This is a genomic window from Aureimonas sp. D3, from assembly GCF_001463805.1.
Taxonomy (GTDB): domain Bacteria; phylum Pseudomonadota; class Alphaproteobacteria; order Rhizobiales; family Rhizobiaceae; genus Aureimonas; species Aureimonas ureilytica_A.
This window is the reverse complement of the sequence record NZ_BBWM01000039.1, coordinates 17,802-29,961: the sequence shown is the minus strand read 5'-3', so window position 1 is coordinate 29,961 and position 12,160 is coordinate 17,802. Positions and strand designations below refer to the sequence as shown.

At 62.1% G+C, this 12,160-nt stretch carries 12 protein-coding genes and 2 pseudogenes; 7 read left to right on the top strand and 7 right to left on the bottom strand.

Annotation, left to right across the window (positions count from 1 at the left end):
• The coding region (locus AUL36_RS12430; protein WP_062221164.1) for a helix-turn-helix domain-containing protein at positions 1 to 320 on the top strand (320 nt) is incomplete at its 5' end.
• Between the two features lie 285 nt (positions 321 to 605).
• On the opposite strand, the gene AUL36_RS12425 is transcribed toward AUL36_RS12430, so the two are convergent.
• Positions 606 to 1,499 (bottom strand): LysR substrate-binding domain-containing protein, encoded by an 894-nt coding sequence (locus AUL36_RS12425; protein ID WP_192843828.1) that lies wholly within the window; start codon positions 1,497 to 1,499, stop codon positions 606 to 608.
• A 150-nt stretch (positions 1,500 to 1,649) separates the two neighbouring features.
• On the opposite strand from AUL36_RS12425, the gene AUL36_RS12420 reads away from it, so the two are divergent.
• Both AUL36_RS12420 and AUL36_RS12415 read left to right on the top strand, forming a co-directional pair.
• Positions 1,650 to 2,399 carry a class II aldolase/adducin family protein gene (locus AUL36_RS12420; RefSeq protein ID WP_062221158.1) on the top strand — a complete coding sequence of 250 codons (750 nt, stop codon included), beginning with the start codon at positions 1,650 to 1,652 and terminating at the stop codon, positions 2,397 to 2,399.
• Between the two features lie 22 nt (positions 2,400 to 2,421).
• Complete coding sequence (locus AUL36_RS12415) at positions 2,422 to 3,171, top strand: haloacid dehalogenase type II (protein WP_062221155.1); 750 nt, start codon at positions 2,422 to 2,424, stop codon at positions 3,169 to 3,171.
• Between the two features lie 24 nt (positions 3,172 to 3,195).
• On the opposite strand, the pseudogene AUL36_RS24225 reads toward AUL36_RS12415, so the two are convergent.
• Positions 3,196 to 3,408, bottom strand: a pseudogene (locus AUL36_RS24225) (IS110 family transposase); the annotation flags it as partial.
• A 239-nt stretch (positions 3,409 to 3,647) separates the two neighbouring features.
• On the opposite strand from AUL36_RS24225, the pseudogene AUL36_RS24650 reads away from it, so the two are divergent.
• Positions 3,648 to 3,849: pseudogene (locus AUL36_RS24650) on the top strand (integrase core domain-containing protein); the annotation flags it as partial.
• A gap of 82 nt (positions 3,850 to 3,931) precedes the next feature.
• Here AUL36_RS24650 and glnQ read toward each other — a convergent pair.
• The 5 genes from glnQ to AUL36_RS12385 form a co-directional block, all read right to left on the bottom strand.
• On the bottom strand, positions 3,932 to 4,660 hold the full coding sequence (gene glnQ / locus AUL36_RS12405) for a glutamine ABC transporter ATP-binding protein GlnQ (RefSeq protein ID WP_058634149.1): 729 nt from the start codon (positions 4,658 to 4,660) through the stop codon (positions 3,932 to 3,934).
• Positions 4,657 to 5,313, bottom strand: coding sequence for a glutamine ABC transporter permease GlnP (glnP, locus tag AUL36_RS12400; RefSeq protein ID WP_058600583.1), 657 nt, complete (start codon positions 5,311 to 5,313; stop codon positions 4,657 to 4,659). Before glnP ends, glnQ begins: the two co-directional genes overlap by 4 nt.
• A gap of 222 nt (positions 5,314 to 5,535) precedes the next feature.
• Positions 5,536 to 6,252, bottom strand: a complete 717-nt coding sequence (gene glnH, locus AUL36_RS12395) for a glutamine ABC transporter substrate-binding protein GlnH (RefSeq protein ID WP_156418367.1) — start codon at positions 6,250 to 6,252, stop codon at positions 5,536 to 5,538.
• 250 nt (positions 6,253 to 6,502) lie between these two features.
• Positions 6,503 to 7,441, bottom strand: a complete 939-nt coding sequence (locus AUL36_RS12390; protein ID WP_058600584.1) for a glutaminase — start codon at positions 7,439 to 7,441, stop codon at positions 6,503 to 6,505.
• A 208-nt stretch (positions 7,442 to 7,649) separates the two neighbouring features.
• Positions 7,650 to 8,513 carry a MurR/RpiR family transcriptional regulator gene (locus AUL36_RS12385; RefSeq protein ID WP_058600585.1) on the bottom strand — a complete coding sequence of 288 codons (864 nt, stop codon included), beginning with the start codon at positions 8,511 to 8,513 and terminating at the stop codon, positions 7,650 to 7,652.
• 98 nt (positions 8,514 to 8,611) lie between these two features.
• Here AUL36_RS12385 and AUL36_RS12380 point away from each other — a divergent pair, with 98 nt between their 5' ends.
• The 3 genes from AUL36_RS12380 (at position 8,612) to AUL36_RS12370 (ending at position 12,157) form a co-directional block, all read left to right on the top strand.
• The gene (locus AUL36_RS12380; protein WP_244497115.1) at positions 8,612 to 10,105 is read left to right on the top strand and encodes a Glu/Leu/Phe/Val family dehydrogenase; all 1,494 of its coding nucleotides are present in this window, start codon (positions 8,612 to 8,614) and stop codon (positions 10,103 to 10,105) included.
• A 316-nt stretch (positions 10,106 to 10,421) separates the two neighbouring features.
• Complete coding sequence (locus AUL36_RS12375) at positions 10,422 to 11,327, top strand: metal ABC transporter solute-binding protein, Zn/Mn family (protein WP_062221149.1); 906 nt, start codon at positions 10,422 to 10,424, stop codon at positions 11,325 to 11,327.
• Positions 11,324 to 12,157 carry a metal ABC transporter ATP-binding protein gene (locus AUL36_RS12370; protein WP_062221146.1) on the top strand — a complete coding sequence of 278 codons (834 nt, stop codon included), beginning with the start codon at positions 11,324 to 11,326 and terminating at the stop codon, positions 12,155 to 12,157. Before AUL36_RS12375 ends, AUL36_RS12370 begins: the two co-directional genes overlap by 4 nt.
• The last annotated feature ends 3 nt before the right edge of the window (positions 12,158 to 12,160 follow it).

Below are 12,160 nucleotides of genomic sequence, written 5' to 3'. Positions count from 1 at the left end.
GAATGCGGGCCGATCTCGGTGCATCCTGGATGCTGACGCGCATGGCGTCCGAGTGCCATATGAGCCTACGCACGTTCGTACGGCGCTTCACCGAGGCGACAGGCTCGCCGCCGGGCGAATGGCTCATTGCCGAACGGGTGGAGCAGGCCAAACGCCTGCTCGTTGAACGCAGGCACAGCATCGATGAGATCGCAGCCGCCGTCGGCATGGGGTCTGCCGATACGCTGCGGCATCATTTCCGGCGGCGCGCGGGCGTGAGCCCGCAATCCTACCGGGATCAGTTCAGCGCACCGCAGCCTGCCAAGGTGCTGGGTCAATGACCGCTTTCAGAGAATCGCTTATGGCGGGTGAAGGACTGAAACGGGTCGAAGGATGAAGTGCGCGCCTGGCTAGGTGCTGCGTTCAATGACGGTGGACGCGTGAGCGCGCAGGTTCTCAGAAAGTCGCATCGTCACTTGGCCTCCGTGCATTATTCGGACACAGATTCAGGGTAGCGAATGCTCGCATCCGTCTGAAGGCTAAGGACGGCTGTTGACGCTACACGACCATCACTGATCCAACGCAGGGTTCAGGCTTGAATTTAGCGCTGAGCGCAAACGAGAGCCTTAGGGCCGAGGTTCGGCAGCACGGTTGTGCAAGTGATCCGCTAATAAGCGGGCCGATAGCTTGGAACGCCTATCCAACGGCGCAACAACGAAAAACGCGTCCTCAGGTATCAAAGGCGTATCGCGGTATTCGACAAGTCGCCCGTCTCTCAGAAGATCTTCTGAGTTTGACACCCAACCCAGCATGATTCCCATGCCTGCAATCGCGGCTTGCGTCGCTTGCACATAGTTGTCGAATGTTCGAACCGGACAATGGGTGCCTCGATGTCCGGCCATGTGCAGGTAATCTTGCCATTGCGGCCAGCACTCGTCTGGCCTCTCGACATCCAGCAACGTAGCCCTGCTGAAATCGTCGGATCCAATCTCTTCGAGGAGCTTGGGACTGCAAACCGGAACGATTCTCTCTTTGAATAGAAGCTCGCTTCTTCCATCGTCCCACTGTCCGTGTCCGTAGCGTATCAACAGATCTGTTTCGGGAGAGAACCGGGGGACGCTTGGAGACGTCGCAACGCGTACCGTCAAATGAGGGTGTTCGCTGTAGAACGCTGCTAGGCGGGGCATCAGCCAGTAAGTGCCGGTGCAGATCGTGCATGCGATTGTGACGAGATCCTCATCGACCGCCCCCATCAGCCTGATCTGCTGAACGGCTTGTCCAATCTCGTCCAGTCCCTTCGACACGGCTCTGAACAGGACGTGCCCGGCGTCCGTCAGCGTGGCGGGACGCTTGCGGCGATCAAGCAGGCTCGCGCCGAGATGATCTTCCAAGGCGCGCAGCGCTTGGGAGACGGCTGGCTGCGTAACATTCAGCTCCTTGGCGGCATTCTGCACACCGCCTGTCCTGAGCACGGCTTCGAAGGTCGTCAACAAGCGCAGTGGCGGCAACGAATGACGCATCAACATAATCCCAGAGTTATGTCCTATAAGATTTATCGACCTTCTAATGTGCTGCTATGGAACATTATTCTCACGGGCAGTGAAGACGGTTCTGCCGATAGGCTCTTATCATAATGACCCGGGCGGCGCCGAGAAAAGAAGGGTCTGCCGATGCGCTTTGAAAATCTTGATGCCGAAGCGGTCCATGCTCTGCGCGTGGACATGGCCGCGGCCTTCCGCCTTGCGGCTCAGTTCGATTGGCATGAGTCGGTCGGCAATCACTTCAGCGCTGCCGTCTCGGCCGATGGGAAGACGTTCTTGATGAATTCCCGCTGGCGGCATTTCGGGGAGGTGAAAGCAAGCGATCTGCTGCTGCTCGATGCCGAGGATCGGAGTGTGATGGAGCGCCCTGACGCCCCTGATCCTTCTGCCTGGTCGATCCACGGGGCCATCCACCGTAAATGCCCAAGCGCCCGTGTGATTTTCCATTGCCATCCGCCCTACGCCACGGCGCTCGCGGGCCTTCAGAACCCCGAGCTCAAACCGATCGACCAAAACACGGCCCGGTTCTTCGGAACGCTCGGTATCGACCTTGGGTTTGGCGGCATCGCCAACGACGCTGCCGAAGGCGAACGGCTGGCCGAGGCCTTCGGCAATCGCAGCGCGCTCATAATGGGGCAGCACGGCGTCTCCGTGACAGGGCCTACCGTCGCCGAGGCGTTTGAGAACCTGTATTTTCTGGAGCGGGCGGCGAAGGTGCTCGTTCTCGCCTATTCCACCGGGCAGCCGCTGAACGTCATGAGCGAGGAACTCGCGCGGAAGACGGCCGATGGTTGGCTGCCCTACAACGACCAAGCCTTCGCCCACTTCGACTACCTGAAGCGACAGCTCGACAAAGCCGACGCTTCGTACCGCAATTGATGAGTCGCCTGGGAGATTTGACGTGTCGAAGGTTGAAGTGTTGTTCTTCGATGTGCTCGGAACGGTCGTCGATTGGCGAGGAAGCATCGCGGCCGAGGCGAGAGGATTTCTGAACCGGAACGGTATCGACCATATCTCAGCCGGCGTATTCGCAGACGCCTGGGTCGCCGGTTATGATGCCTCCGTTGGTCGCATCAGGTCGGGGCAGCGTCCCTTCGTCCCGCTCGATGTGCTGAATATGGAGAACTTGGAGACCTGTCTGAGCGATTTTGGGGTAGCGCCGACCGGTCTTGCCCAATCCGAACTGCAAGACCTGAATGCGGCATGGCATCGCTTGAAGCCATGGCCGGATTCCGTTGAGGGCATCACAAAGTTGAGGGAGAGCTATGTCGTTGCGCCCCTTTCGGACGGCAACACGCGGCTGCTCGTGAATATGGCCAAACATGCCGGCTTGCCGTGGGATACGATCCTTGGCGCTGACATTTCATCCTCATACAAGCCTATGCCGACGGTGTACCTGCGAGCTTGTGAGTTTCTTCAGGTTCCGCCGGAGCGAGCCATGCTGATCGCGGCGCATGGTTACGATCTGGAAGCCGCACGCCAGTGCGGGTTGAAAACCGCATATATTCCCCGAGACAATGAAACAACAGCACCCGGTGACAGGGGATGTGTAGATCGCAAAGACTGGGACTTTGAAGCCAAAGACTTAGTCCAGCTTGCAGCAATCCTTTCGAGAATCTTGTGCACAGGCAGTTGGACGACGCCAATATGAACAACTCGTTCTACAACGCGATCAGCGGCCGACATGAGGCGCCAGCATCTCGACGACGGCAGCGGCGTTGCCTGTCGCCTCGACGACGACGTGATCGTCCTTGGCAAGAGCGGTTCGCGCGAACGCCTCGAGGCTGTCGCGCAGCATGGGAATGCGGCCGAGCTTCACCAACGTTCCATCGAGCAGCGCCACGGCCTCGGCCGCCACCCGGTGGATATCCATGCCGACGATACGCATGTCCTCCTCCTGGTCTGTGACATCAGGGGAGCCGGCGGGCGACACGATAATTACGGATCCGCGCTCGCAGCGCATCCGGGCTAGTCGCAGGGGCGGCCAGATAACGACTTCGAGCTCGCAGCTCATGTCAGTGCGACGGCCTGCCCGCACTCTTCGTGCTCCCGGTGCCCCGTGGCCCGGATCGGAGAAAGCTATCCGCTTCATCCCATCTCGGGAACAGGGAACCGGCGCCATCATGCCGGAATGCCTTCATCGAGAGCTTCAACGGCAAGTTCCGAGCCGAGTGCCGGAACATCCACTGGTTCATGAGCCTTGACGACGCGAAGGCCAAGATGGAGGCTTGGCGTGGAGACACCAACGAAGTCCGGCGCTCACAGCGCGATCGGTCACAAGACCCCGATCGAGCTGATGAAACGCTCGGAAGGCAGCCCGCCCGCCTGAGCAAATCACCCCGGAAATCTTCCGGCCCGGCGGTCCAAAGTCGGGGGCACGTCACAGCCCATCCATGCGGAGTTGATACCCGTCAGTGCACGTGACGAAGAAATTCGCGCAGCCTTGGGTTCTTGGGGGTAGAGATGAGTTCAGCAGGAGGGCCGTCCACCGTGATTTTGCCGCCCTCCATGAAGATTAGCCGTGTCCCGACCTGACGGGCGAAGCCGATTTCATGCGTGACGACGATCATCGTCATCCCTTCTTCGGCCAAGGATTGCATGACGTACAACACCTCCTGGCGCAGTTCGGGATCGAGCGCCGAGGTGGGCTCGTCGAAAAGCATCAGCTTGGGACGCACGGCGAGCGCCCGGGCGATGGCGACGCGCTGCTGCTGGCCACCCGACAGTTCGCCGGGATAGTGGCCGGCGCGCTCGGCGAGGCCGACCTTGGCGAGCAGTTCGCGAGCCTCCTCCTCGGCCTGCCGCTTCGGCGTGCCGCGCACGTGGCGGGCACCGAAGGCGACGTTCTCCAGCGCCGTCATCTGCGGAAAAAGATTGAACTGTTGGAACACCATACCCGCTTCCTGGCGGATGAGGCGCACGGTTTTGGAACCGCCCTTCACGCTGTGCCCGTCGACCATGAGGTCGCCGCCATCGATTTCCTCCAGCGCGTTGATGCAACGCAGGAGCGTCGATTTGCCGGAGCCGGAGGGGCCGATCAGCACCAGCTTCTCGCCGACGGGGATGGAAAGGTCGACGTTGTCGAGGATGGTGACGGTGCCGAACCGCTTGGTGACACCTTTGAATTCTACGATGCTCACAGGATCCGCATCCTCTTTTCGGTGGTACGCAGGACGAGCGACAGAACCGCCGTCATCGCGAGATAGATGATCGCGACCGCCGACCAGATTTCCACCGCGCGGAAGTTCGAGGCCATGATCTCCTGCCCGGAGCGGGTCAGTTCGCCCACGCCGATGACGATGAACAACGAAGTGTCCTTCAGGCTCACGATGCACTGGTTGCCGAGAGCCGGGGTCATGCGGCGGAAAGCGAGCGGGCCGATGACGTAGGCCAGCACCTTCCAGAACGGCAGACCCAAGGCCAGACCGGCCTCCCTCAGGCCCTTGTGGACCGACAGGAAGGCCCCGCGCACGATCTCGGCGATGTAGGCGCTGGAATTGATGACAATGGAGATGATCGCGGCCGAGAGCGGGTCGATCCGCACATCCGCCAGAAGGGGAAGTGCGAAATAGATGAACATGACCTGCACGATGATGGGCGTGCCGCGGATGAGTTCGACGTAGATGAAACACAGCCAGTTGAAGACGGGATGGCCGTAGGCGCGGACGAGACCGACGAGTGTGCCAATCGCCATGCCGCCGACAAGACCGACAAGGGCGATGAATATCGTCAGGCGCGCGCCCTTCAAAAGTTCCGGCAGGGCTTGCCAGATGACAGACCAGTCAAAATCCATAGGACGCAGATCCCTGCGAGGAGGACGGAACACGTCCTGCCGATAAGACGGAAAGGGAGCGGAGAGGCCGGCGGCGGGCTACGGGCCGCCGGGCGTTACCGCGACGACGATGACCCGGTCCTCGGAGAGGACGGGTCACCCGCTCGTGCGATCGCCGGAAGGCAGCGCCGTCGCCCGGCCCGGTGACCGACCTGGGCGACGACGCGGCTCGTCAGCGTCGGATCACTGCTTTGGGGGCTCTTCGCCGAACCACTTGGCGTAGATCGCCTTGTAGGTGCCGTTGGCCTTCAGCTTGGCCAGGCTCGCGTTGACCTTTTCCCTCAGCTCGCTCCCCTTCTCGAAGGCCATCCCGTATTGCTGGGCCTGGAGCTGCGGACCCACGGCCTGCACCTTTCCCTGCCCATTCGTCTTGATGAAGTACAAGACGTTCGGGGCATCGTGCAGGGCCGCGTCCGCGCGGCCCGTCTGGACCTCGAGATAGGCGTTGTCGATGTTCGGGAAGAGGCGCAGCTCCGCGTCCGGGAAGTTCGCCTTGGCATAGTCGACGGACGCCGTTCCGGTCTTCACGGCGAGAACCTTGCCCTTGAGGTCCGCGCCCGACTTGATGGCGCTCCCTTTCGGCACGATGAGAAGCAGGCCGCTGTCGTAGTACGGGTCGGAGAAGTCGACGGCCTTTCGACGCTCGTCCTTGATGGTGATACCCGCGATGCCCACATCCACTTGATGCGTCTGCAGGCCCGGGATGATGCCGTTGAAGTCCATCGGCTGGAGCTTGTAGGTGACGCCCATATCCTTGGCGATCGCATCCCACAGATCGATGTCGAAGCCGACGTATCGGTCGCCCTGCTTGAACTCGAAGGGCACGAAGGCCGTGTCGGTGGCGACCACCAGATCTTTCGCCCAGCCCGGCACGGAGGCCATCATGGCCGCGCCGGCCATGCCGAGCAGAGCGATCGTCTTCAGTAGAGTATGCAAGATTGTCCTCCCAGACATGGCCGCTTCAGCACAGTGGCGACCTGGCGACGGGAGATGCCCGAACTCTCCTCGCCGTACAATCGACCCGCAACATGTTAGGCGGCAAATTGTTGGTTACGCACCAATCGTTGCGCTTGGGCGCAGCGTGCAAGCCCCTTCGGGCCGCCCTCACCATAACGCTCGGTCGGCGGGGTAACGCCGAGTCAAACCGCCCCTAGGGACCGAAAATCGACCATCCCGTTCTTTTGACGAGGCGTTCGAGGGCGAACTGACCGAGCAGCGAATTCCCGGCACGGTCGAGGCCGGGCGACCAGACCGCGATCGAGGCCGTGTTGGGAGCCACGGCGATGATGCCGCCGCCGACGCCGCTCTTGCCGGGCAGGCCGACCTTGTAGGCGAAGTCTCCCGAACCGTCGTAGTGGCCGCAGGTCAGCATCAGCGCGTTGATGCGGCGTGCTCGCTCGCTCGTCACGACAGCGCGTCCCGTCGCCGGGTCCGCTCCTCCGAAAGCGAGATAGCGCGCCGCCGTGGCGAGCTGCCGGCAGGACATGGCGATGGCGCATTGGTGAAAGTAGACGCCGAGCGTGAACTCGACCGGGCGCTCGATCACCCCGAAGCTTTTCATGTAGTTCGCAAGGGCGGTGTTGCGGAACCCAGTCCGTTTCTCCGAGTCGGCCACGGTCTTGTCGATCACGATCCGCCGGTCTGCGGCGAGAGACTGAAGGAAGCGCAGGATTTCTCCTATCGCTTCGCGTGGCTGGTGCGAGGCCACGATGACATCGGTGACGGCGATGGCACCCGCGTTGATGAAGGGATTGCGCGGAACGCCGCGCTCGAGTTCGAGCTGGACGATCGAATTGAACGGGTTGCCCGACGGCTCCCGGCCGACCCTCTGCCACAGGCGGTCGCCGATCATGCCGAGCGCCATGGTCAACGTGAAGACCTTCGAGATGCTTTGGATCGAAAACGGCGTGTCGCTATCTCCAGCTGCGAAGACACGCCCGTCCGCATCGACGACAACCATGCCGAACTGACGCGGATCGACATGGGCAAGTTCCGGAATGTACCGGGCGACGTCTCCGCGCTCCGTCATTCGTCCGACCTCGTCGGCAATTTCCGCGACGACGCTCGCAAGGCAGGGGTTTGACGACATCAACTACACGTCCTTCTACGGCGCCTGGCTTCGCAGGATGGCTTGCGAGGAACGGTCCGGCGGGGTCGGCACGGATCGGCGTGGCCAGCATCGGTCCCGGGGGGCGGTCTCGCGGGAGCCGGGATGCATGTCGCCCGCGTCCGTTTCAATCGCTCAGCATCAAGTCAGTGCAAAGTCTGTGAATTTCGCACCAGCCGTTGCGGTGCCGTCAGCGGTTGGCGCGATCGAGATAGCGGTGGAGCGAGCGATACTCCTTGAGCCGCGCGGCTGCGCCGCCCTCGTTCAACGCATGCATGCGCACCAGAAGCCGCTCGAGCACGATGGTGGGGCCGACAAGGGAGTTGAAGTAGGACGTTCCCTCGGCGGCGACGAAGAGGATGTCGTCGGCCAAGCGATAGATCGGCGACAGCTTGTTGTCCGTCAGCGCCAGGATGCGCGCGCCGCGGCCCTTGGCATATTGGGCCAACCGGATGGAGAGCTGCGCGTAGGGCTTGAAGGACAGGACGAACAGCACATCGCTGCTACCGATGCCCGCCAGCTGGTCGATGGCGTAGCTGCTTTCACCCGTAATGATCAGGAGGTTCTTGTGCGCATGCTGGCCGCAGTAGTGAAAATGCTGCGCCAAGGCCTGCGAGGTGCGGAAACCGGCGATGTAGTTGACCTTGGCCCGCGCCAGGATGGCCGCGACGGCGTCGAGCTCGGCGACGGTCGGGTTCTTGATGGCGCGGACCACCATGTCCACCTGCGTCGCCAGCATGCTGCCCGGCCCCACCTGCGGGGAGGCCTGGGCTTTCTCCAGCGCCACCACCGGGTTCTCGACCAGTGCGGCGGTCGCGAGCTGCCGGATTTCGTCGAAGGACGCGAAACCCAGCTTCTTGAAGAGGCGGATCGCGCAGTAGGGCGAGACGTTCGCGCTGGCGGCGAGCTTGCGCATGCTGCTGAAGGCGACGTCCGTCGGTCGCTCCATGATGACCTTGGCGAGCAGCTGCTCCTGTGGCGTGAGACCGGGAAAATGCGCCGCGATCGAATCCTGAAGCTCTGTGTAGCCAGAGAACCGCACCGAACTGCTCATAAACGCTCCTGCTTTGCACCACCTGTTGCTCTCGTTGCCCCTTCTAGCATCGAATGTTTGCGCCTAGGAGAGCCGTCACCGAAATGGGAGGTCATACGGTGTTCAACTTCATCCAGGCCGTCGAGGAGCAATTCGACGAAGCCGCCACGTCGCTCGCCCTCGAGCCTGCGCTCGCGCATAAGATCAAGGTTTGCAATTCGTCATATACGGTGAAGTTCGGCGTCCGCCTGCGCGGCACGCTTCATACGTTCGAGGGGTATCGTGCCGTTCACTCCGATCATATCGAACCGGTCAAGGGCGGGATCCGCTATGCGCCCGACGTCGATCGGGAAGAGGTCGAAGCCCTCGCGACCCTGATGAGCTTGAAGTGCGCGCTCGTCGACATCCCGTTCGGCGGTTCGAAGGGCGGACTGAAGATCGACAATGCGCAGTGGAGCGTCGCCGAACGCGAGCAAATTACCCGGCGTTTCGCAGCCGAGCTAATCCGTCGCAATCTCCTGAGCCCCTTGCAGAACGTGCCCGCGCCCGATGTCGGGACCGGCCCGCTCGAGATGGCCTGGATGGCCGACCAGTATCGGCGAACCCATGCCGCGGACATCAACGCGCCGGGCTGCGTCACGGGCAAGCCGCTGACGCATGGCGGGATCGAGGGGCGAACGGAAGCGACGGGGCTCGGGGTGCATTTTGCTGTCCAGGCTTTTCTCCACTCGGAGGAAGCCCGTGAGCTTGGCTTTCCCGCCTCCGTGGCCGGCATGACCATCGCCGTCCAAGGCTTCGGAAATGTCGGTTCGCACCTTGCGCGCTTCGCATCTCGGGACGGAGCGAGGATCGTCGCCGTCAGCGACCGGGACGGCTGCATCGCCAACCCGGATGGCCTCGACATCGCTGCGTTGACGTCGCACATGAAAGCGACGGGTGGCCTTTCCGGCTTCAACGGCGGCAGCTTCAACGCCGATCGCGACGCGGTGCTTGCCACCCCTTGCGACATTCTCGTACCGGCGGCCCACGAGGGCGTCATCACGGCCGACAACGTCGAGCACGTCGAAGCCAGGCTCGTCGTCGAGGCGGCGAACGGACCCGTGACTCCCGAGGCGGAGCGTCGCCTCGAAGAGCGCGGGATTCCTATCATTCCCGACATCTTCGCCAATTCCGGCGGCGTCGTCGTTTCATACTTCGAGTGGGCGAAAAATCTGTCACGCATGAGCTTCGGCCGCCTCGAGCGACGTCGGGAACAAATCCTTTTCAACACATTGCTCGGTGAAATGGAAAGCCAGAGCAGCTGCAAGCTCACCCCTTCGTTTCGGGAGCGCGTGAACGAAGGTCCGACCGAGCGCCAGCTCGTGGAATCCGGCCTCGAAGATACGATCGCCACGACGTTCGAGCGGATCACGTCCCTTCGACGGCAATCCCTGATAAACTCAGCATGCGAAAGGCTTGCTATATGCTGGCCATCCAGTCGATTGCAGAGCATTACAAAACAATGGGTTTGTGATCGTATACGTGTATCTCCCGAGTCAATCTCACGCAATTTGCTGACGGAGAGCGCTGAAGTATGCGGCTGCCTGTCCGAGCTGGCAGTCGTTTTCAGGTAACTCTCGCGGTTGCGCCGTCTGTCACGGCTGCATCGCGCGAGCGGATTGGCCGGCTTCTTTATTCGGCAAGTCGAGGTCACGCGCTTCTGTTGGAGGTGAACTCGACCGCCCATTCGAACGATGATCGCGTTCATCGACGATCACCGCAAGGCGTAAACGAAATGGCCTCCGGGAGACCCGGGGCAATTCACTGCGCATCGGTCCGGATTTCCCCGGGTCGATCTGATAGGAGCTAGACATGTAATGTTATATTATATCTAAAGGCGTCCTGGCTTGGCGCTCGCGCCTTTTTCCATTGACGCGCAGGATGAACCACATGACGCTTGTTCGCATCGCCGCGACCCTCGGCCTTATGGTTTTGGCCGGTTCCGCATCCGCTCAGACGCCCTCCACGATCCAGGTGATCGGGGTCGAGAACGAATATGCCGATGTCATCCGGCAGGTCGGTGGCAAAGCCGTGCATGTCGAGGCGATCCTGACAGATCCCAACACGGACCCACACACGTTCGAAGCCAGCCCGAAGCTCGCAATGGCCTTCTCGCAAGCAAAGCTGGTGGTGGAGAACGGCGTCGGCTACGACAGCTGGGCCGATAAGCTGATGGCGGCGTCACCCAACGCCGAGCGTCAGGTCTTGAACGTGCAGAAGCTCCTGAACCTTCCCGACGACATCGAGAACCCGCATCTTTGGTACGATCCGAAGACGATGCCGGTGGTCGCCATGGCGGTGGCCGACGCCTTGGCCAAGCTGCAGCCCTCCGAGGCCGCGACCTTCCATGCCAATGCCGAAGCCTTCGTTGCCTCGTTGAAGCCTTGGATGGACAGTATCGCGGCCTTCAAGGCAAAGTATCCCGACACGCCGGTGGCGACGACGGAGCCGGTCGCCGACTATCTCCTGAAGGCCATGGGCTGCAAGCTGATGACGCCCCAGACCCTGGAAAAGGCCGTGATGGACGGCACCGATCCGGCTCCGCAGGACATCACGATTCAGAACGAGCTGTTCTCCAACCATAAGGTCAAGATCTTCGTCTATAATCAACAAGTGACCGACGCCTTGACCGCGTCCTTCCTCGACGCCGCCCAGAAGGCAGGGGTTCCCGTCGTCGGTGTCTACGAGACGATGCCGACCCCCGGATATACCTATCAGTCGTGGATGCAGGCCGAGGTCGAGGCACTCACCAAGGCTGTCGCCGACAAGACGTCGACCCTATCGTTGCAGAAGTGACGACCGACACCCTTCCGCTCGAAGACAAAGTCCTGGAGGTCCGCAAGGCCCGCGTATCGCTCGCGGGCCGGCTGATCCTGGACGATATCGAATTCGCCCTCAGGCCCGGCGAATTCTGTGGTCTCATCGGCTCGAACGGGTCCGGCAAGACGACCCTCCTCAGGACGATCCTCGGCTTCGTATCGCCGGAAAGCGGCCGAGTGATGCTCGGGGGCGGCAAGCGCGCCGCCATCGGCTATGTGCCGCAGAAATTCGCGCTCGATCCCTTGATGCCGTTGCGGGCGCGCGATCTCGTGGAACTGGGTCTCGATGGAGCGCGCTTCGGCATCCCGCTGCCGTCCCGGGCGCGTCGGGCCAAGGTGGATGCGATGCTCCAGGCCGTCGAGGCCGACAGCTTCGCGGACCAGCGGATCGGACGTCTTTCCGGCGGCCAACAGCAGCGTGTTCTGATCGCCCACGCGCTGATCCGGCGCCCACGACTGCTGCTGCTCGATGAGCCGCTGGCCAACCTCGACATCCGAAGCGTCGCCGGCATCGTGGCGTTGCTTCGCCGTTTGTCGCGGGAGTTCCAGACGGCCGTGCTCCTATCGGCGCACGACATGAACCCGCTGCTGTCGGCCATGGACCGCATCGTCTACCTCGCCCATGGCCGCGCCGCCACCGGATCCACGCAGGCGGTGGTACGCACGGAGGTGCTGAGCCGGCTCTACGGGTTCCGCATCGACGTCATCCGAGTGCACGGCCGCATCCTTGTGGTAGCGGCCGACCCGGCCGGGGAAGCGCTCGCGACCCTCGGCGGCGAGCCGGCTTCCGTGGTGCAGATCCCGTGATCG

Excerpts from the sequence above, each read along its gene's own strand:
- glnH (WP_156418367.1), bottom strand. The coding sequence starts at position 6,252 with ATGGCCGGCGCGGCCATGATGGCCTCCGTGCCGGGCTGGGCGAAAGAT.
- AUL36_RS12385 (WP_058600585.1), bottom strand. The coding sequence starts at position 8,513 with ATGAGCAGTTCGGTGCGGTTCTCTGGCTACACAGAGCTTCAGGATTCG.
- AUL36_RS12420 (WP_062221158.1), top strand. The coding sequence starts at position 1,650 with ATGCGCTTTGAAAATCTTGATGCCGAAGCGGTCCATGCTCTGCGCGTG.
- AUL36_RS12390 (WP_058600584.1), bottom strand. The coding sequence starts at position 7,441 with ATGTCGTCAAACCCCTGCCTTGCGAGCGTCGTCGCGGAAATTGCCGAC.
- AUL36_RS12375 (WP_062221149.1), top strand. The coding sequence starts at position 10,422 with ATGACGCTTGTTCGCATCGCCGCGACCCTCGGCCTTATGGTTTTGGCC.
- glnP (WP_058600583.1), bottom strand. The coding sequence starts at position 5,313 with ATGGATTTTGACTGGTCTGTCATCTGGCAAGCCCTGCCGGAACTTTTG.
- AUL36_RS12425 (WP_192843828.1), bottom strand. The coding sequence starts at position 1,499 with ATGCGTCATTCGTTGCCGCCACTGCGCTTGTTGACGACCTTCGAAGCC.